This window comes from Methanobacterium spitsbergense (assembly GCF_019931065.1).
Lineage (GTDB): Archaea > Methanobacteriota > Methanobacteria > Methanobacteriales > Methanobacteriaceae > Methanobacterium_B > Methanobacterium_B spitsbergense.
This window is the reverse complement of the sequence record NZ_JAIOUQ010000007.1, coordinates 46992-67869: the sequence shown is the minus strand read 5'-3', so window position 1 is coordinate 67869 and position 20878 is coordinate 46992. Positions and strand designations below refer to the sequence as shown.

The window sequence follows — 20878 nt, the reverse complement described above, 5'->3', positions numbered from 1 at the left end:
TTAGGATTTATAATTTACAATATGGATATGAATTTCAGAAAGATCATTTTACATAAACTATTGTTATGGAATATTGTATATATCCAGTATTTATTGTAGATGTTATCTGTTAAAATTAGTTTAAATATTAGAATGATTGGTTGATAAAGAGTAATTATAAGAATAGTCTAAAACTAATTATGTTTAAATAAAATTAATCTAAATTTACTTTATAAGTTCTTTATCTAGTTTTTTAAGTCTGTAAATTGAGGGATGATTCTTTCCAAACTTTTTTTCCCATTTTTTTGAAACAAAATCAATATTTACCTCAATCGTTCCGTTGATCAAATTATCTGCATGAGCAACTATTTTTTCCTCCAAAGTGCAGGGCATATAATCTCCTGGTGGAAGTTCAAGTATTTCTGCCTCATCTGAAGGTATTCCTGCACCTATATGTTTGAGGGTGATGTTTACAATCTCATCTGGAAAATTAAGGTTTCTTAATATTTCTGCACCAACAACTGCATGTTTAATGGAGTGTGTTTTAATTCTACCAATATCATGAAGCATTGCACCGGTTTCAACCAGTTTAAGATCTACATAAGAACCAGTATTATCCATAAAATTAGAACCAATTCTTAGGGCTTTTCTAGATACTGCCTTAGAATGTTCTATTATATTAGGAGGGCAACCTAAATCTGTTAATGTTTTTAATGGATTTGAACTCAAAAGTTTCCCTCATGAAAATATCTAATTTAATTCTTAAATTAATTAAAAAAAATAATATTTAGAGAATTCAGGTAATTCTCTCCATCATCTGCTTTAATTCCACTATTATAGTAGAATTATCCTGATATTCAAGCGATCCGCCACATTTTGGACATTGGAAGTTATTTTCAGATGCCTCATCAAATTTATATCTATGGCCGTTTGCTCGACATAAAAAGAACATATTTTCTTCTTCATACTCCAATGATTCTTCAATTTCTCTGGAAAACTTTTCATATTTCTTGCTTATAATATCCGATACCTTTTCCTGCTCAAATCTCCAGCTGTAGGTGTACCACTGTGTTTCAGGATCCTTACTTCTTTTATAAGTTGCTATTCCTGCATCATATAATTTGTACAAGACCCTCCTTACAATGTTCAACCTAATTTCGGTTTCTTCTGCAATTTCTTCATCCGTTGTCTTTCCTTTCAACATACATTCAATGATTGAAACACTGCTCTTTTCATCATTGGTTATGTCCATTAGAATTTCCTGAACTGTTGGATCGCTAAGCATTTCTGCCCCTCCTTTATATGACATATTAACTCCTAGATTATGGTTAAACAGTTTTTACCATTCAAGTGAATCACTGTTTATGGAATAGTTGACCATACAGTACTATGACATGTAGATATACACGAATTAATACAAATTAGTTAGATTTATTCCAAAAATACTGATCCATAATCCAAAGCTATGAGTTTTATACGCAATTACAAAATACTAAATCAAACAATAGCTTTTAAGAGAATATAGCAATTGTTTTTAATTTGGTGATGTAACTTTGGTAGTACTCTATATACAATCAAATAGTATTTATAATTTGTTGATGACAATTTAACTAATTAGAAATAGATTTATACGAGATTAAAAGAGCCTTCTGACTATAATAGCCGGTGTATGCTCAACTGAATTGAGCATTTCAATTGTTATTCCTGTAATGTCTCCTTCAAAAATGTTTTCCATATCATATACTGTTTTTATATCTTTTTCATTATTTTCATGATATTCTTCTGCTAGTTTAGCTATTTTAAGCATAGTATCAAGTTTTTCTGGTCTCGAAACTCCCAAAGGAGTTGGTCCTAAAATTTTTCCAAATCTTCCAAGTAAATATCCGAAAATTCCAAGATCCGATTTTATGCCTGGCACTGCAATTGGAAGAGATGTAAACTTTTTTCCAATTAACTGATAACTTGCATCGGTGTCAATAATCATCACTGTTACATCTATTTTAAGATCATGCATTATCTTCTTGGCAATATCCTTTGCTACATCATTTGGATTTTCGGGTAATAGGGAAACCATTGTCCCAGGCACATTACTCAAATCGACTCCTGCTTCAGATGCTGGTTTTAATGCATGTTTCAAACCATAATGTTCCAATATAACTCTTTTATGGACTCTGGCTTCTGGTGGCAGTTTTCTAAGGTTTTGGATGGTTCTACTTTTTATTCTGAAAATTGGCCCCAATAAATATCCCCATATATATTTTGACCATATATCCGCCAGTAAAAATGAAAGGAATGAAGCTTTAAATTTAGACTCATCAACAAGTCTGCCTTGTGACACAGATATTGGTGTTTCAGAAATTACAAGAAAATCGCCATCATTCAAAAGATCAGCTGAACATTTAATAATCATATCATATGACTCATTCGGTTTAATATAATCTGTTTTAACAGGAATTAAAGTATATTTGCTCTCATTTTTCGGGCCTTGGTCTTTTTGTGGATATAATTCAGACCCATATATATTTTCAGTGCTAATTTTATCTGTTTTCATGGCGATATATCCTTAAATTATTCTTTGAACAGTCTTTATGTAGATTAGATTTTTATTTATTTTATAAATTTTAAGTATCCTGAACTTAATTTAAAAAAAGTTAATGAATCCTAAATATGTTTAAAATTCATCCTTTTATTGGAGGTGCCCATACTTTGAGGTCTATTCCCTCTATAACAGCCCTTCTACCAACAAGTTGTACAACAATTCCAGAGTGAACCTTCTGCATCATACAGTGTCCTGGAAGGAATCTAATGGTTTCTCCAACAGCTGGTAATTTACCATCTATAATCCCTTCAAATCCTCCCACCATACACACACCAATATCCATATAATCAAATTCTACATCTGGATCAATTCTATGACATGGCCCTATCATATGAACTGTTATTAACCCATTGTCCTCGTCTAATATCTTTGCAAAATGTATTATTGGACATCCTAGAGGCCTATACCTCACAACATCCCCTGCTTTGAGGACTTTCCTAGTAAATGGATAAAGAACCTCTCTGCAAGAACTTTCTTCTGGAAGGGGGTTTAAAATAAAATCTGCTTCATATCCATCCAAAAGGCCTACTGGTTTCTTTTCAGCAGGCAATATATGTTCTTCCCTTAATAATTCTTCTAGTTCATTTCTGTTTTCATTGAATATTTCCTGGTATAAAAATTTACACTTCCCAAGTTCTGTTCCACTTTTCATGAGTGAATGTGCAAACTCATCACACCGAGCATATCCACATATTCCGCAGTTAAAACCAGGCAATAATTTTACTACTTTCGATCTCTGATCTGAATTTATGGAATTGTTCTTCATATCATTCCCCTTTGGTTCACTAGATCTCTATTCTCCTTCGTATGTTTGAAATCCATCTATTCTTCGGAGTATTCCTCTGTGATGTTTCTTATTAACTTTTGTTTCACCAACACAGAGTGTGCAAACAGCAAGGGGTGCTGAATGTCTTAATTTCTCCTCATCAAGGGATACTTCCTTGGATTTGACCATTTCTTCTGCTAGTTCAATACATCCTTGACCTGAAAGACCATTGGCTTCTATTACTTTGCAGTTTGGATTAACTTCAAGGACTCTTTCCCGGAATATTTCTCTTTCTGCTTGTGATATCATATCTCCCTTGGTTATAACAGCAATGTCTGCTGTACTTAAAAATGGACCCACCTTGAGAGGGGTGTTTGGTCCACTTGTAGCATCGATAACACAAACGCCCAGACTATTCATAGTGTATGGCGCACATCTATGGCATAATCCTGCAGTTTCAACAATAAGATATTCAGAATCGTTTTCATCTGCCCATTCTATCATGTCTTCTATATTATAAATTGCATAGTGATCTGGACACATATCCATTGACAAGCCTACTTTGGTGGGTATACCAATTTTTTCGAATTTTTTACCATCATCGGTATAGAGACAATCTATTTTTACTACTGATGATTTTAAATTTCTTTCTTTAAGGCTTCGGAGAGCATGTATAAGTACTGCTGTCTTTCCAGATCCAGGGGTTCCTGCAACAATTATCATTTTCATAATACAACATCCCCCATTTCAATGTCTTCAATAACTTCCCCATTCCTAACTTGATCCCTCAAACTCAACATGAGTTCATCTATTTTATTTAATTTTTTGGAAAGGGATTTTTCAGCTTCTGTTGTGCCTACCACCTTTTCCATTCCCCCAGACTTCATTACAATCCTTCTGTCTGTCATTAGTGCAAGTACAGGATCGTGGGTTACAACCATAACTATTTTCCCGTGCCCTGAAAGTACCTTAAGAGCGTCATGTTTTTTTATACCTGCATTTTCTATCTCATCAATAAGTACTATTGGAGAATTGCTGATAATTGCTACGTCTGCTACCATCAAGGCCCTTGACTGACCACCGCTTAATATGGTAAGTTCGTGGTCGGATTTTATGGGTTCTCCAGTTAGTGTATTTGCAAGGCTTATTACAGCATCCACACATTTACTGCTGGCACCTCTGCACTTAGCATGAAGACTTAAAAAATCACCAACACTCATGTCTGCTAGGAAGTTCATGTTCTGAGATAACTGGGCAACCATTTTTTTTCGCGGATTAGTTCTATCACCGTAGCTTGGTTCTTCATCATTTACTAGGATTTTCCTCTTTGAGAAGGTATCCTTCTGTGCCAACTGCTCTATGTCCCCTATAAGAGAACTTTTACCGCTCCCTGTTGGACCCACAACCCCAAATATTTCTCCTTTTTTTATAACTACTTCTTCTACAGGTTCCTTTTCTCCCTGTTTGTTGTAGCCGCCTATTATGGTTATTTTATCAATCATAAAAGATTCACCTTTCCCAAAGTATCTCCCCTCAAACCTCTTCTCATTGTTTCTAGGGCTGTTATTTCCTCGGGAGATATGTTTCCAAGATTAACATTGGCTCCAAATTTAAGTATTAGATAAGTTTGCTGATTTTTCTGGGGAGCTTCCCATATCAATTTATTAATGTCAAGGTTATCAACAAAAACTTGAATATCGTCTTCCTTTACATCACCTTTACCATTAAAAATACCCAAATCTTTTCCACCCTCTCTTCCCTCTATTATAACCTTATCTGCACCAGATTCAAGGTCCAATTTTACAAGTTTAACCCTGTCCTGGGCTGTAAAATGATGGTCTTTTTTTGGATCCTTTTTACCTACCTCTGTTAAAGTCATGAACCCTACTTCTTTAACTTCACGAATTATTCTCGCCCTTTCTTTGGGTGTAATATCAACTGTACCATCTGATATTTCAATTGCCTTAAATCCTAGTTTATCTGATTCAACTAAAAATTCATCAAATTTACCCTTAATATATGCCAGTTCAAAGAGTGTTCCTCCAGGATATGGAATAATATCATTGGATAAATACGTATCAACCTTATATTTTATTAGTTCTCTTTCATGAATAGCGGAAGTTCCCCATCCGAGTTTTGCTAGATCAACATAGGATCTTGATATCTCCAGAAAGTCTTCTACCATGTTAGGACCCATTCCTTTGTCTAACATCATTGTAATACCCTCTTCAGGGTTTCTAACACGATCATTTGTAAGAAAATCAAATGCATTCATTGCATCACCTTACTTTGTTATGTATATTTTCATAGTTAGCTTTTTTCATTAATTAAACAATACAAAAAATTTCTTAAACCAGAATATTTATTTCAATTAGATTAACCAATATTAAAAAAAGTATGGAAGTAATAAAAAAAATAATTTATATAGTACACATAACTAATTAACACTGAAACATAATGGTACAAAATAATAATTTAAATTAGAGGAGATGGTTTGTATGGAAAAATCTATCCATTACTTCGAAAATCCTGGAGAAGAAAATACCAACAAATTAATTGAACTGGTAAAGATCAGGAGAAAAGAACTTGGTATTGATCATGTTGTTGTTGCATCTGCATCAGGAAAATCTGGTGTGAAGCTTGCAAAGAGCATCGGAGATCCTAAAGTGAACATTGTTAATGTAACACATCATGCTGGTTTCAAGGGCGATGATTCTATTGAAATTGAATCCCAAAACAGAACTGAATTAGAAAAAATGGGTGTAAAAATTTATGTTGGATCGCATTCATTAAGCGGCGTTGGAAGAGGAATATCCAATAAATTCGGAGGTATAACTCCTGTAGAAGTTATTGCAGCCACTCTTCGCCTATTCTCTCAGGGAGTTAAAGTTGGTGTGGAAATAAGTATAATGGTATCTGATGCCGGCCTTATACCTACAGATTCAGAGATTATTGCTGTAGGCGGAACTGCAAAGGGTTTAGATGCAGCTATTGTTTTGAAACCAGCTCACATGGGAAACTTCTTTGACCTCAAAATAAATGAGATCATTGCAATGCCAAGACCTTAGTCTTGAGAGGATGCAATGACCCAACTTTCCTTCAGATTGTTCACACTAGAAACAAGTGAAACAAGTAAGTTCACATTTGCTTCGTGCATAACATTCTATGAGATTTAAATGATATCGGTTAAAAATCATAGTTCAGTGGTAAATTATCATTAAAAATACCGTTGCTTTTAAATATAAGTTAGTACAATAACACAATTAACATAATAAAACATTAGCTGTGGGGGTAGGAATTGAAATCTCTTATAAACAATACCATAAAGGAATCTGAAAAAAGAAAGGAAAGATCAACCATGGAAGAGCGCAATTCATATGACGACAACATCGACAGCGATCTTAAAGAGATTATCCAACGAAGCCGGGCTAAAATTTTCGTTGTAGGAACTGGAGGGGCTGGAAATAACACAGTTTCAAGACTTGCGGAGATAGGAGTCGAAGGTGCAGGCACACTTTCCGTTAATACGGATGCACAAGATCTCTTTTATTCAAAATCTGATCATAAGCTGTTGATTGGAAGATCTACGTGTGGAGGACTCGGTGCAGGTGGAATGCCTGATATCGGAGAAGAAAGTGCTGAAGAAAGTGAGGAACAACTCAAGGAAAAACTTGAAGGGGCAGATATGGTCTTTGTAACCTGCGGTTTAGGTGGAGGAACTGGAACTGGTTCTGCACCTGTCATATCCAAGTTAGCAAAGAAAATCGGCGCTTTAACAATTGCAGTTGCAACCATGCCTTTCAGTGCAGAAGGACTCAGAAGAAGAGAAAATGCAGAAAAGGGCCTTGAAAAGCTCCAAAGTGCTGCAGATACTGTGATAGTAATACCAAACGACAAACTACTCGAAGTCGCACCTAACCTGCCTATAAACAAGGCATTCATGGTTGCAGATGAACTTCTTGGAAGAGCAGTTAAAGGAATTACCGAACTCATAACCAAACCTGGTCTAGTAAGTCTCGATTTTGCAGATATTAGAAGCATAATGATGGGATCTGGTATGGCCATGATTGGAATGGGTGAATCAGACTCTGGTGACAGAGCAATAGAATCTGTTCACGAGGCACTTAACAGTCCACTTCTTGACTTGGACATATCCAATGCAAAAGGTGCATTGATCAACATCTCAGGAAGCTCGGATCTGACACTGCACGAAGCTGAAAAAGTCGTTCAAATAGTTGCTGACGAATTAGATCCAGATGCAAATATAATATGGGGAACTCAGATACAGGAAGACCTTGAAAATGTTATCAGGACAACAATTGTTGTTGCTGGAGTAAAGTCTCCGCACATATTTGGAATGCCTGGTGAGAAGGAATTCGTTGAAGAAAAACAACGAGAAAGTATTCCTGAATCTTCATTGGAAGAATTTATAGATGGTGTTTTTTAATCCAACATTTTATTAAGGCAAAAACCCACTTTTAAACATCTACCCCATTTTCCTTAAGTTTAGTGATTACCATCTTCCAGTAAATGGAAAGGTTTATAAATCCCTAAACCTATACCCTCCTAATGTGATCTATCTAAATTTTAAAAATTCTCATTCTCTATAATTATAACCGAAGTGGGTATTTCTATGAACTTGAATAAAAAATCTATCGTCGATTTTATAAAACTCTGTCAAAGAGTTCTGCATGTGTCTAAAAAACCAGGCAGAGAAGAATTCATGAATGTTGCAAAGATAACCGGGATAGGCGTCCTGATAATAGGTGCTATTGGCTTTATAATTAGCATAGCCGCTCAACTTTTAGGTCAAATTTAGATGAATTAAATTTTCAAGATCATATTAAAATCATTTATAACACTGTTTAAGAAATAATTTATTAAAGGTTAGTGATAGTTTGATTTATGCAATAAGAACCCTTGTAGGTCAAGAAAAAAACGTAGCAAGGCTAATAGGCAGAAATGTTAAAAACAGCGGAATTGAAGTAAATTCCATCCTTGTTCCAGAGAGCCTCAGGGGATATATTTTAGTTGAATCATCAACCAAGATTGATATGCAAAATCCCGCCTTTAAAGTGCCTCACATGAAGGGTGCAATCGAAGGGGAAATACCCTACGAAGAGGTAAAGAGCTTTCTAAATCCGGAACCTATACTGGCTTCAGTACAAAAAGGAAGCATTGTAGAACTTATATCCGGCCCATTTAAGGGAGAAAAAGCCAAAGTTGTTAGGATAGATGAATCAAAAGAAGATGTGGTCTTAGAACTTATTGAGGCTGCAGTTCCAATTCCAGTTACAGTTAAAGGTGACCAAATTAGATTAATACAGAAGGAGGCAGATTAATGGCAAAAGAAACCGTAGAAATTCTTATAGACGGCGGAAAAGCAACACCAGGTCCACCATTAGGTCCTGCAATAGGTCCGCTGGGCATTAACATGATGCAAGTAGTTGAAGAGATCAACAAAAAAACAGCTGATTTCGAAGGCATGAAAGTACCAGTCAAGATAGTAGTTGACATAGGAACCAAAGAATTTGAAGTTGGAGTAGGTACACCACCAACCACTGCATTGATCATTGATGAACTCAATTTAGAAAAGGGATCAGAAGATCCTGGACTTGACAAGATTGCAGATCTCAAGGTTGAACAGGCATTGAAGATCGCACGTATGAAGTTCGATGCACTATTATCAAATGACTATAAAAATGCTGCAAAAGAAGTTATTGGCACATGCGTAAGTATGGGAATAACTGTTGAAGGAAAAGATCCCCGAGACGTGCAGAAAGAGATAGACCAGGGAGTCTACGACGAAATACTCGTCCAAGATACCTAAATTTATTTCATTTTTAATTGAGTTTTTGATGATCAAATTTAATGATCATGCTTTTATGTAATGATAGTTCAATTATCATAATCATAATAAAATTCAATAGTATTTCACAAATTCAAATTCATAGATATGGCCAAAATCATATCATGGAACACAGTACAAAGAAAATAATTCGTGTGAACTTTTAATTAAAAAGTTCATGGAGGAATTAGATGAAACAAGAGATATTGGAAGCGGTGAAGAAGGCTAAAGCGGATTCAAAGCCGAGAAACTTCACACAATCCGTTGATGTTGTAATAACCATCAAGGATTTAGACGTGAAAAAGCCAGAAAACCGTATAGACGAAGAAGTGTTTCTCCCAAGTGGCCGTGGTAAAGACGTATCAATTGTCTTTATAGCAGAAGGAGAACTGGCTCTTCAAGCGAAAAATGCAGGTGCAGATCTTGTTATAACCAAAGAAGATTTAGAAGCCTTTGGAAAAGACAGGAAAGCAGCCAAAAAGGTTGCAAACAAGCATGACTTTTTCGTTGCACAGGCAGATCTCATGCCCTTCGTGGGTAGATTCCTAGGACCAGTTTTAGGACCAAGGAAAAAAATGCCAAAGCCAGTTCCGGCCTCAGCTAAACCCGAGCCGTTAATGGAGAGACTTAAAAATACAGCAAAAGTTAGAATGAAGGACCAACCAGTTGTCCAAGCAATTGTCGGTACTCAAGATATGGATGATGAGCTCATTGCAGCTAATATTGAAGCAGTGCTTGATATATTAGACAGGAAACTTGAGAAAGGTAGAAGCCAAATAAAATCCATGTATGTAAAGACAACCATGGGTCCAGTAGCGAAGGTGATCTAATGCCTCATGTTGCTGAATGGAAGAAAGATGAAGTAGCAAGTCTCAAGAAACTAATTGAAAGCCATGAAGTAGTGGGTATGGCTAACCTTTCAGATATACCAGCCCCTCAGCTACAGAAAATGCGCAGATCACTCAAAGACAGTGCAACACTGAAGATGTCAAGGAAAACTCTTATGAGCCTTGCATTGAACAGCTCCGATAAAGAGAACATAACTGCGCTTGAAGAGCACATGGATGGACAACCTGCCTTGATATTCACAAACATGAATCCATTTAAACTTTACAAGATTCTTGAAGGCAGTAAAACAGCAGCCCCTGCTAAGGCAGGAAGTATAGCACCAGAGGATATTGTTGTTCCTAAGGGAGATACAGCATTTAAACCCGGTCCAATACTTGGTGAGCTTCAAAAAAGTGGTATTCCTGCAAAAATAGAAAAGGGAAAAATTGTTATAACCAATGACAAAACCATTGTAGCCGCTGGAGAACCTATTCCAAGGGATGTTGCAAGCATACTCACAAGGCTTGAAATTTTCCCATTAGAAGTTGGAATTGATCTTCGTGCAGCTTATGAGGATCAAACTGTTTATACCTCTGATATATTAACAATAGACGAGGAAAAAACCTTAGCAGATATTCAAAAAGCATTTACTCAGGGATTAAACCTTTCAGTAGAAGCAATGATATTCAACAAGGAATCTGTACCAGTATTACTCCAGAAAGCTGCTACACAGTCGTTAAACCTTGCTTTAAACGCAGAGATATTAAATTCAAAAACAAGGGACATACTGCTTGCCAGAGCATACGCACAGATGCTATCTGTTGCAGCCGAAGCATCAGCTAAGGATGAAAATGCAGTAGACGACGAGATTCGTGAAAAACTGAGTTCAAACCCTACTAAGGTTGAAACCAAAGAAGATAACGAACCAGAAGATGAAGAAGAAGCTGAAGAAGAGGAAGGAGATGCAGCAGCAGGACTCGGCGCTCTATTCGGCTAATTTAATTAATTTAATGAAATTGAGTAAAATTTAAACTTTGAGGTGATTATAATGGAGTATATATACGCAGCAATGTTATTGCACACAACCGGTCAGGAAATTAACGAAGAAAACGTGAAGAAAGTCTTAGAAGCAGCAGGCTCAGAAGTTGACGAAGCAAGAGTTAAAGCATTAATTGCAGCTCTAGAAGATGTTGACATCGAAGATGCTATACAAAAAACTGCAGTAGCCGCACCAGCAGCCGCAGCAGCAACAACACCAGCCGCCGCTGAAGAAGAGGAAGAAGAAGAAGAGGACGAAGAAGAAAAAGAAGAAGAAGCTGCAGCCGGTCTCGGCGCTCTCTTTGGATAATTCTTTTCTTTTTTTAAAGATCAAAAGCATTATTTAACTTTCAATGCAAGTCGATCTTTCTCAAATATTTTTATTTTTACTTTAAATCAATACAACTTATTTTTAAAAAATTAAACAACTTTAAAAAATTAGATTCAATAAATTTTATAAAAATACTTTTATTAAGGATTATTTTTTTGAAATTATTTTACAAATATTTAAACAAGTTTTTATCCAAATAAGATCAACTAGAATAAAGGGATGAGTAGCTATTTTAATAAATTCCCTATATAGATTGAAAAGTTGATAATAAATTAAATTAAACTTGTATCAAACTAATTAATCAAATAATTTTAGTGAAATATATATTAAAAATTTTATGTTGATTACCATGTCTCGCCAGCTAGAAGAACTAGGATATACAAAGAAAACATGTGCAACCTGTGGAAATGACTTTTGGTCCATTGGAGATAGGGAAACTTGTGGGGATGCACCCTGCGATAAATATGAATTCATCGGAAACCCTGCAACATCTAAAAAATATGATCTATTCGATATTCAGAAGGAATTCAATAACTTCTTTAAGGAAAGAGGACACACCCCAATCAAACGATACCCCGTCCTCGCAAAAAGGTGGAGAGACGATGTTTTTCTTGTTGGGGCATCAATATACGATTTCCAACCTTGGGTTACCTCGGGTCTTGTTGAACCTCCTGCAAATCCATTGGTTATTGCGCAACCATCAATAAGACTGAACGATGTTGATAATGTAGGTAGAACAGGTCGACATATGACATGCTTTACTATGGGTGCACATCATGCATTCAACACAGAAGAGGATATGGTATACTGGAAGGATGAAACAGTAAAATACTGTCACGATTTTATAACACATATAGGAATAGATCCATCCGAAATAACTTACATTGAATCATGGTGGGAAGGTGGGGGAAATGCAGGACCCTGTTATGAAATATGTGTTCGAGGCGTGGAACTTGCAACACTTGTTTTCATCCAATACAAAACAACACCAGAAGGACTTGAAGAAATTCCACTCAAAATTGTTGATACTGGTTATGGTCTTGAAAGATTTGCATGGATATCTCAAGGAACACCCACAGCTTATGATGCTTCATTTGGACCAGTGATAGACCAGCTTAAAAAACTTGCCGGTGTTGAGTTAAACGAACAAATACTTGGAGAAAATGCTCGAATCGCAGGTATGATGGATATAGAAGACATAGCAGATTTGAAAGAACTCCGGCGAAGAGTTGCTGAAAAACTTCAAATCTCTGCAGAAGAACTTAAAAATGCAACAGAACCCATGGAAGCAGTTTATGTTATAGCAGATCATACCAGATGCCTTTGTTTTATGCTTGCAGATGGAGTTATACCATCAAATGTTAAGGAAGGTTATCTTGCAAGGCTTGTTCTTAGAAGGACCATAAGATTCATGAAAGATCTTGAACTCAAAGAGTCACTATGTGACATTATGAAAATACAGTTAGACTTCCTTTCAACGACATATCCAGAGATCAAAGATCAACAAAATCATATACTCAATGTTGTGACATTAGAAGAAAAAAGATATGGGAAAACCGTTTCAAAAGGTAGACAGCTAGTTAAAAAGGGCATTGAAGATCTTAAAAAAGAAAATAAAGATGAAATACCGGTTGAAATGCTTATAAAACTCTATGATTCACATGGAATGCCTCCTGAAACCATTGAGGAAATAGCAATATCAGAAAAATTTAAAGCAGCAGTTCCAGACAACTTTTACACTCTGGTTGCTGAAGAACATGCTGAAGAAGTTGTAGAACAGAAAAAAATAGTTGAACTGAATTTTCCTGAAACTGATCTCACATTCTATGACAAACCACATAAAACAGAATTTGAAGCAGGAATAATTGGGTTCCATGAAAACAATGTTATACTCGATAGAACCATATTCTATCCTGAAGGCGGAGGTCAACCATCCGATGTAGGATTTATTCGAGTTAAAGGGAATAAAATGGATAAATTCCCAGTTACACATGCAGAAAAAGTTCAGGGAATTGTACTCCATAGAATGGATCAAGAGGACATTGCAAAATTGAAACCATTCAAAGGATCACGTATTACTGGAGAGATCGATCCATCAAGGAGAATATCTCTAACACAGAATCACACAGCAACCCATTTAATTGTAGCTGCAGCCCGTAAAGTACTTGGGGATCATGTATGGCAAGCAGGAGCCCAAAAAGGTGTTAAAAAGTCTAGGATCGATTTAGCACATTATAAAAGAATTGAAAACACCGAAATTCAGGAGATTGAACTTATTACAAATAGGCTTGTAATGAAAAATTATCATGTCCACACCAAATGGATGAACAGAACACAAGCTGAAAAGAAGTATGGTTTCAGACTTTATCAGGGAGGAGTTGTTCCAGGTGCAAATATAAGAACTGTTAAAATAGATGATATTGATGTTCAGGCTTGTGCAGGAACCCATGTAAAACAGACAGGTGATATTGGTCTTATAAAAATTACAAGAACAGAAAGGATTCAAGACGGTGTAGAAAGACTTGAGTTCTCAGCTGGAGAAGCTGCTGTTAAGGCTGTTCAAATAAATGATGATCTTTTAAAGGATAGCAGCAATGTATTCAAAGTACCTCCTGAACAGCTTCCAAAAACCAGTGATCGTTTCTTCACCGAATGGAAAGGCTTTAAAAATGATATTGAAAGACTCAAAGAAGAGATTGCAGGATTAAAAATTAGAAGTCTTGTAAACTATGCAGTAGAAATTTGTGATACCCCAGTACTGTGTCGAGTAGTAGAGGCCGACATGAACGAACTTGTGAAGATCGCAACTGACATCACGGAAAAAGATGGTGGGGTTGATGTGGTTATAATTGGAAATAGTGAAGGTAAGATCGTTGGTGCTTCCTCCAAGAATGCCATGGGTAAAGGGGTTAAGGTAAATCTGATCATCAAAGAATCTGCAGCCATACTTGGTGGAGGCGGTGGTGGAAGACCTAACCTTGCACAAGGAGCTGGTCGGAACTTTGATAAAATTCAAGAAGCGCTAGAATTTGCATTAACCAAAATTAAAGAGATTTTAGGTTGATCAACCCATTATTATTATTTTTTAGTTAATATTTCAATAACAACTTTCTGTTTAACAACAATTTTTGTATACTATTAAGATGAGTTGAATAAAAACAAAAATTATTATTAAATATTATTATAACAATAGTTAAATAATTGATTCATCTTGGAGATAAGAACATGAGGATCCGCAGTATAGAAGAGATAAATAAAAAGATCAAAAAAGGAGATGCAACAGTTCTCACAGCTGAGGAAGTATCTTTACTAGTTCGTGAAGGGAATAGTCCCAAAGCAGAGGATGTTGATGTTGTAACCACAGGTACTTGTGGAATAATGTCTGGAACAGCTGCAATACTCCATGTTCCAGTAGCGGATCCTGGCGCTTTTAAAAAAGCAAAAAATATTCTTTTAAACGGTATACCTGGATTTCCTGGACCCTGTCCAAATGAATGGCTTGGATCAGTTGATTTGATAATATATGGAACTGCGCACAGTATCTACGATAGTGGATATGGTGGGGGATTCTTATTTAAAGACATTGTTGGTGGAAATGAAATAGAAGTTGAAGTAGAATCAACTGAAGGTGAAATATTTAAATCAACAACCAGCATCAAAGACATTGGAACAGCACAGATGATAGGGACAAGATTGGCCTTCAAAAATTATAATTCATTTACAAATCCATCAGAAGAAGTTGTATCATCTATCTTCCATGCTATAGATATGGAAGGTCCATTTAAAGGCCTTTCAGTGTCAGGGTGTGGTCAGCTGAACCCTTTACAAAATGATCCAGTGATGAGATCTATATGTTCAGGTTCTAAGATTTTGTTAAACGCAAGCGAAGGTATTGTAATCGGTCGTGGAACAAGAAGTAGCAATGAAAAACCTAATCTAATGTTAACAGCAGATATGAAAGATATGGACCCCCATTATTTAGGTGGTTTTAAAACAGGTGCTGGACCTGAAGTATTTGATAGTGTTGCTGCTGCAATACCAATTCTAGACCAAAGTACTTTAGAACAAACATTTATACTCAACAAAGACATTGTACTCCCAGTTACAGATATACGTGGGCGTCATAAGGTATTAGGATCCACAGATTATGGGGAAGTTTGGGAAGGTTCTGACGAAAGACCTGTGTATCATCCAGAAAATTGTCTAAACTGTGAAACCTGCATTGTGCGTGAAAGATGCCCTACCGGTGCTTACACAAATATTCTAAACACCCAAAGATGTTTCGGTTGTGGAATGTGTGCATATTCATGTCCTAACAATGCATTTACAATGGAATCTGGAAGTGTGAGATTCGATGTTGATGATAAATCCATTGGAATGCCGATTATATGCAGACAGTCAGATATTAAAAGAGCACGTGAACTAACAGCCGAACTTAAACGAAAAATAGAAAATGGGAAATTTATTTTAAACAGTTGTTTTGAATGAAATAACCTTTTAGATTATTTATCATTTTTTTTTAAGGGATTTGGGTTTAAATTTTGGAAATTCCTGTGAATATTCCTGAGAATATGATCATTCCAATAACAAAACCAAAAAGAAGGGCCATAATTAAAAACAAAAAAGTTACTGTAAAAATTCCAGATGAACCCGATTCTTTTGTTTCATATTCTTCTAGTGTTTGATCATCGTACTGTTCATAGTCATTAGTATCTTTTCTAGGACGATATTCAGTTTCAGTCCGGTTATTTTTGCGGATAATGTGTTCCTCTTGATGGTCTTGATATTCCCCGGCAATATATTTCTCTTTTAGTGATTTAGAATAGGGAACTGATAGTTCCATTCCACAGCTGGGACAGTAATTTTCTCTATTCCTCATTTCTTCACCACAGTTTTTGCATATCATTTCTACCAACAAAAATTTTCCAAGTAATTCTTATTCAAATTTAAATTATAACCTATACTAATATTCTACTGTGGAATATATATTAAGTTCATAGCATAAAAACTTTATTTGAGAGTAAAAAAGCATTTTAGGAATCTTGTTTAAAATCCAATAGTTAATAACCTAAGAATTGATCTTCATGGGATATAAAACAACCCAAAACATTAACCCCATGAATCTGTAGTAAATAGAATAAATATTTTAAATAGGATTTGGAGGAATATTGTATCTTGTCCTAATTCTATAATGATCAATGATATTTGTATTTTAATTATATTATAACTCTTAGGAAGTGAGTTTCACCAGTTCCTGCATCAAATTCAATACTATTAAATTCATTCATCATATCTTCAAATATTTTCCATAGTGTGTCATCATCTGCATAGATCCGAAAAACATTTTCATTTTCCATATCAATTCTATCGACACCGGAATAATCTTTTTTAAGGTCATTATAAATTTCAACAACTAGTTTGTCTGTTAATTTGTCCATGAGAATCATCCTACAAAATATTATTATTCATTAAAAAATTTATTTAAATGATATCTAAATAATCAAGTTAAATGTTTTTTTATATACTCTTCGGCATATTCCGGTGATCTTACTGCAAATTTGTATCTGATGTGAACCAGCAATATCTCTTTAGCTGCGTCACCAACAAGTTCCTTGTTATGCCATTTTTTCAAACTATTAACTACCTTTTCAAGACTTTCTTCTTTATAGCTAATCTGCCCAATCACATGTACAATCATATTTCGAACGCTCTTCACTTCTTCATCTTGTAATTCTTCTAAAAGTGGTAAAACTTCACCAGGATGGGTTCTACCCCTGAGTTCAATTCCATGGATAACTACCCTTCGAATTTCAGGATCTTCATCGTGCAAATGTTTTCGTGCAAAGTTAAATGTTGGTTCTGGATTTTTTTGACCCATCTGTTTCAGTGCACCTATAACAGCATTTCTAACAGACGGGTGTTTGTCTTTTATAGCTCTTTCAAACTTTTTCATTACACAATTTGCATCTTTTTTTCCTATTTCGCCCATGGAATATACAGATGTTTGTCTAACTCTTTCTTCAGGATTTTCAAGCATGTTATCTAAAATTTGAAGTATTTTTTCTCGTAAATCATTATGCCCTAAATATATCCTACTTATTGCCATATAAGCATTTTTTCTGATGTATGTGTCGCTATCAGATGCGTAAGCCAATATAACATCCGGAACTAACTTTTTATCCAATTTTCCCGCTGAATCATTTATTGCAGTTAGTATGTTGTTTTCAGTTTCCTTGACAATTTTCTGTCTTTCCTCCTTTGATAAATCATAAAATCCCATAAAATCATTCCATTCATTGTTGAATATCCCTATAACAATAAGATTAATTCTATTTTAAATTATATTAAATTTATAAACCCCAAACCTTCTGCAAATGATTTTACTTCCTTTATTTCGTCGATGGTGGGAAGAGTTGAAACATCTTGATGTTTAAATGCATTGTAGGTTGGTCTATATTGAGGCATTATATTCAAAACAACATCTAACCCAAGATTATCGGCTATCCATTTTAAAAGTGGTTTTGAACAGCATTCAATATGATTTGGTAGTATAAGATGTCTTATTATCATTTCTGCAGATTTATATGCTTTTTTATGGTTTCTTTTTATAATTTGGCAGTAATTTGGGATTCCTGAAAGATCAATTGCACATGCATTGTTTCCATACTTAAAATCTGTTAGATAAAGATCTACAAATCCATCTAATAAGTTCATTCCCTGTTTAGATAGATATAAATTACTATTCCAGACAACAGGAATGTTTTCCTTGGAATATTTCATTGTATGGAGAATGTAAGGCATGTTAGGAGTAGGATCTCCCCCAACAAAATTTACATTCATTGAACCCTGTCTGCGTCTAAGATCGATTATCCTTGCAAGTTTCTCTGGTTCCAATAACATACCCTGATCAGGATGTTGACTAATATCCCAGTTCTGGCAGTAAACACATTCAAAATTACATCCGGAAAAAAATATTGTGTGACTTGGAATTAACGGTGGTTCCTCACCCATATGTAAAAATTCAGAGAATATGTAAGGTTTTTTCACAGCACATAGCCCGCTCTCAAATTTTCTGTTTTTTATGCATTTGCTTTCACATAAAACACAGTTCTCAAATATTTTATCTGCAATTTTAATTTTAAGATCTAACAAAGAAAATTCGGGTCTTTCAATTTCATTCCAAGAAGTTTTAACGTATTTCTGGTTGTATTCTCCAAGTAAACTCTTATGTTCATCCCATAAGATATTTATATCCTCGGAATTTCCTGCAGGAATGCTTGAAGAAGCCCTTAACCTTGATGGTTTTTCATTTGAAGCTATTCTAAAGTAACCCTGAAGTGCATGTATAATATTCCTACTAAACTGTCCATCTATCCCATCAACAAACAAAACATCAACCAACCACTCGTAAATTTTCAATTAGTATTGTAGGAAGCACAAATGGCCCTATCTTACGTACCTCCGCAGATCCTGCAGATGCAGCTTTCATTGCTTGGAAAATGTTTCCAGAAAGCATAGCCTTTTTTACAGGATGTTTTAACTCTCCATTTTCAATTTTAAATGCATTCATGGCTTCTACAGAAAAGTCTCCAGAAATAGGATTTGCTGTATGTGCCCCTAGAATGTCTGTAACTAACACACCATTGTCAATCTCTGAAATATCTTTTATATCATCAAATTCAAGTATGAAGTTGGATAAACCCACTGCTGGAACGTCACCATACGATGATCTCATACCATTACCTGTAGATTCAACTCCTCCCTTTTTAGAGGTGTAAATATCGTACATAAAGTTTTTCAACAATCCATTCTCAATTAAAGGTGTTTTTTGGCTCGAAATACCTTCACCATCGCTAACAGCTGATTGAAGGCCACCCTCAAGAGTTCCATCATCATATATACTTAAAGAACTGGATACGACTTCTTTACCTATTTTATCGGCAAAAACAGACCTTCCTCTCTGAACATTATCGGCATTAAGAGCGCTTGAAAATGTTGCAACAAGTCCTGAAGCGGCATGATGGTCAAGAATAACTGGAAAATCTTTTGTTTCTATTGGTTTACCATTTCTTGAGTCCTTTGCTATTGTACATGCCTTCTCAGCTATTTGTACCGGATTTATATCCAGATATCTTGATGCGTCATATTCACTTGCAGTGGATACATTCTCTCCATCGTCCACATTAACCGAAATATAACCTGAAAAAATTGATGAAACATCTTGGGCAACTGTACCTTCTGAGTTTGCAATTATGAATTTACTGTAACCTGTTGAAAAGCCACCTGATGTTGGTTCACATTTTTCATCCAGTACTGTGTCGAGCATGATATTTCCAAATCCGATTATATCTTCAAGATCCAAGTACTCAATTTTAGAGTCAAAAATTCCCTTTATATTAGGGTATTCTGATTTAGGTGCAAATGCAAAGTTCTCATCAATTTCATTGGCTTTAGCATTGAAGATTGCACTTTTAACTATTGGTTCAATGTTATCAAGATTGGTTGTATATGAAAATCCCATTCTCCCATCAAGGATCACCCTTACTCCCAGTCCAAATGTAAATGCTTCCTTTGCAAAGTCTACTTTATCCTTCTTAATATCAACATTAACACCTTCTTCCTTCTCCACATAAATTTCAGCCTGATCAGTGTATTTAAGAGCCAGATCAAGTGCCTGATTTGCTATATTATGCATCATATACTACACCTCAAAGTATCTTGTCAAATATTTTGAATAAGTTTAATTTGTTCATTAAATATGAATTGATGAAAAGAAATTCATTTACAATTGAATTTCATGAATATATCTTTCCACTGCTTCTTTTACACCATTTCCATGGGGTTGTTTGGTAACATAATCTGCTATATCTTTAAGTTCCTTATCAGCGTTTGAAACAGCCACTTTAGTACCTGCAGCAGATAAAAATTCCATATCATTCTCACTGTCACCAATTGCAAGGATCTCATGGGGTTTCACCCCAATATCTGCTGCAACTTTAATAAGGGATGATCCTTTATTTACCACAGGGTCTGTTATGTGTATTGCAAAAGTGCTGTCATAAATTCTGACATCAAACTCTCGTAGAATTTCTTTAACATTCTTTACAGGAATTTTCCTGGTCAGAGCTATCTCAGAAACTCTTAAATCAGAGTTTTGAACTTTTTCTACAGATAATTTAGACTTCAAATAGTTATATGCATCTTGGCAAACTTCAAAATTTCCAAGAATTTTTTTAACACCATTTGATTCTATTACCCCACCATTTTCAGCGACGATACCTCCAGAAGTGGCTAAAAATATTGATAATGCCCTTGTGAAACATAAAATATTTCCAGTTGTAATTATAACGGGGATTCCCATATTTTCAACTTTATAAATTGTTTCTATGGCACTTATACATCCTCTTCGCCGTTTATCTGTGATAGTACCATCAACATCAAGGGCTACTGCTTTTATCATCCATTCACCTGTATTTTAAATATAAAATT

The 20878-nt window shown here is 35.2% G+C and carries 23 protein-coding genes; 10 read left to right on the top strand and 13 right to left on the bottom strand.

All coding sequences use genetic code 11. From position 1 onward, the window contains the following. Positions 1 to 204: 204 nt before the first annotated feature. The 7 genes from K8N75_RS05935 to comA form a co-directional block, all read right to left on the bottom strand. On the bottom strand, positions 205 to 708 hold the full coding sequence (locus K8N75_RS05935) for a TIGR00295 family protein (protein ID WP_223791181.1): 504 nt from the start codon (positions 706 to 708) through the stop codon (positions 205 to 207). A gap of 67 nt (positions 709 to 775) precedes the next feature. Next, positions 776 to 1264 (bottom strand): transcription factor E, encoded by a 489-nt coding sequence (gene tfe, locus K8N75_RS05930; protein WP_223791475.1) that lies wholly within the window; start codon positions 1262 to 1264, stop codon positions 776 to 778. 351 nt (positions 1265 to 1615) lie between these two features. Beyond that, entirely contained in the window at positions 1616 to 2530 is a 915-nt protein-coding gene (locus K8N75_RS05925; RefSeq protein WP_223791180.1) for a coenzyme F420-0:L-glutamate ligase, read from the bottom strand. Between the two features lie 127 nt (positions 2531 to 2657). Continuing rightward, positions 2658 to 3344 carry a (Fe-S)-binding protein gene (locus K8N75_RS05920; protein WP_048189900.1) on the bottom strand — a complete coding sequence of 229 codons (687 nt, stop codon included), beginning with the start codon at positions 3342 to 3344 and terminating at the stop codon, positions 2658 to 2660. A gap of 27 nt (positions 3345 to 3371) precedes the next feature. Next, on the bottom strand, positions 3372 to 4073 hold the full coding sequence (locus tag K8N75_RS05915) for a GTP-binding protein (RefSeq protein WP_048189899.1): 702 nt from the start codon (positions 4071 to 4073) through the stop codon (positions 3372 to 3374). After that, on the bottom strand, positions 4070 to 4846 hold the full coding sequence (locus K8N75_RS05910; RefSeq protein ID WP_223791179.1) for an ATP-binding cassette domain-containing protein: 777 nt from the start codon (positions 4844 to 4846) through the stop codon (positions 4070 to 4072). Before K8N75_RS05910 ends, K8N75_RS05915 begins: the two co-directional genes overlap by 4 nt. Beyond that, complete coding sequence (comA, locus tag K8N75_RS05905; protein WP_223791178.1) at positions 4843 to 5619, bottom strand: phosphosulfolactate synthase; 777 nt, start codon at positions 5617 to 5619, stop codon at positions 4843 to 4845. Before comA ends, K8N75_RS05910 begins: the two co-directional genes overlap by 4 nt. 223 nt (positions 5620 to 5842) lie before the next feature. On the opposite strand from comA, the gene K8N75_RS05900 reads away from it, so the two are divergent. From K8N75_RS05900 to K8N75_RS05855, 10 genes are all read left to right on the top strand, one after another. Then, entirely contained in the window at positions 5843 to 6412 is a 570-nt protein-coding gene (locus K8N75_RS05900) for a pyruvate kinase alpha/beta domain-containing protein (RefSeq protein ID WP_048189896.1), read from the top strand. A 290-nt stretch (positions 6413 to 6702) separates the two neighbouring features. Continuing rightward, positions 6703 to 7791 carry a cell division protein FtsZ gene (gene ftsZ, locus K8N75_RS05895; RefSeq protein WP_223791474.1) on the top strand — a complete coding sequence of 363 codons (1089 nt, stop codon included), beginning with the start codon at positions 6703 to 6705 and terminating at the stop codon, positions 7789 to 7791. 186 nt (positions 7792 to 7977) lie between these two features. Next, positions 7978 to 8163: a protein translocase SEC61 complex subunit gamma gene (locus K8N75_RS05890; RefSeq protein WP_048189894.1), complete on the top strand. Its 186-nt coding sequence runs from the start codon at positions 7978 to 7980 to the stop codon at positions 8161 to 8163. Between the two features lie 79 nt (positions 8164 to 8242). Beyond that, positions 8243 to 8686 (top strand): transcription elongation factor Spt5, encoded by a 444-nt coding sequence (locus tag K8N75_RS05885; RefSeq protein WP_223791177.1) that lies wholly within the window; start codon positions 8243 to 8245, stop codon positions 8684 to 8686. Beyond that, entirely contained in the window at positions 8686 to 9174 is a 489-nt protein-coding gene (locus K8N75_RS05880) for a 50S ribosomal protein L11 (protein ID WP_223791176.1), read from the top strand. Before K8N75_RS05885 ends, K8N75_RS05880 begins: the two co-directional genes overlap by 1 nt. 209 nt (positions 9175 to 9383) lie before the next feature. Further along, on the top strand, positions 9384 to 10022 hold the full coding sequence (locus tag K8N75_RS05875) for a 50S ribosomal protein L1 (protein ID WP_223791175.1): 639 nt from the start codon (positions 9384 to 9386) through the stop codon (positions 10020 to 10022). Continuing rightward, positions 10022 to 11017 (top strand): 50S ribosomal protein L10, encoded by a 996-nt coding sequence (locus K8N75_RS05870; RefSeq protein WP_223791174.1) that lies wholly within the window; start codon positions 10022 to 10024, stop codon positions 11015 to 11017. Before K8N75_RS05875 ends, K8N75_RS05870 begins: the two co-directional genes overlap by 1 nt. Positions 11018 to 11068: 51 nt before the next feature. Then, positions 11069 to 11368, top strand: coding sequence for a 50S ribosomal protein P1 (rpl12p, locus tag K8N75_RS05865; RefSeq protein ID WP_223791173.1), 300 nt, complete (start codon positions 11069 to 11071; stop codon positions 11366 to 11368). Positions 11369 to 11738: 370 nt separating this feature from the next. Beyond that, a complete protein-coding gene (alaS, locus tag K8N75_RS05860) occupies positions 11739 to 14453 on the top strand; it encodes an alanine--tRNA ligase (protein WP_223791172.1) in 2715 nt (904 codons plus the stop codon). Between the two features lie 161 nt (positions 14454 to 14614). Beyond that, entirely contained in the window at positions 14615 to 15877 is a 1263-nt protein-coding gene (locus tag K8N75_RS05855) for a methanogenesis marker 16 metalloprotein (protein WP_223791171.1), read from the top strand. A gap of 46 nt (positions 15878 to 15923) precedes the next feature. On the opposite strand, the gene K8N75_RS05850 is transcribed toward K8N75_RS05855, so the two are convergent. From K8N75_RS05850 to K8N75_RS05825, 6 genes are all read right to left on the bottom strand, one after another. Next, complete coding sequence (locus K8N75_RS05850; protein WP_476703443.1) at positions 15924 to 16268, bottom strand: hypothetical protein; 345 nt, start codon at positions 16266 to 16268, stop codon at positions 15924 to 15926. Positions 16269 to 16605: 337 nt separating this feature from the next. Beyond that, positions 16606 to 16827 carry a hypothetical protein gene (locus K8N75_RS05845; RefSeq protein ID WP_223791169.1) on the bottom strand — a complete coding sequence of 74 codons (222 nt, stop codon included), beginning with the start codon at positions 16825 to 16827 and terminating at the stop codon, positions 16606 to 16608. A gap of 62 nt (positions 16828 to 16889) precedes the next feature. After that, positions 16890 to 17669 (bottom strand): sister chromatid cohesion protein PDS5, encoded by a 780-nt coding sequence (locus K8N75_RS05840; RefSeq protein WP_223791168.1) that lies wholly within the window; start codon positions 17667 to 17669, stop codon positions 16890 to 16892. 59 nt (positions 17670 to 17728) lie between these two features. After that, positions 17729 to 18778: a radical SAM protein gene (locus K8N75_RS05835; RefSeq protein ID WP_223791167.1), complete on the bottom strand. Its 1050-nt coding sequence runs from the start codon at positions 18776 to 18778 to the stop codon at positions 17729 to 17731. A 4-nt stretch (positions 18779 to 18782) separates the two neighbouring features. Further along, positions 18783 to 20087 (bottom strand): TldD/PmbA family protein, encoded by a 1305-nt coding sequence (locus K8N75_RS05830; protein ID WP_223791166.1) that lies wholly within the window; start codon positions 20085 to 20087, stop codon positions 18783 to 18785. Between the two features lie 84 nt (positions 20088 to 20171). Beyond that, positions 20172 to 20849 (bottom strand): phosphoglycolate phosphatase, encoded by a 678-nt coding sequence (locus tag K8N75_RS05825; RefSeq protein ID WP_223791165.1) that lies wholly within the window; start codon positions 20847 to 20849, stop codon positions 20172 to 20174. Positions 20850 to 20878 lie beyond the last annotated feature (29 nt).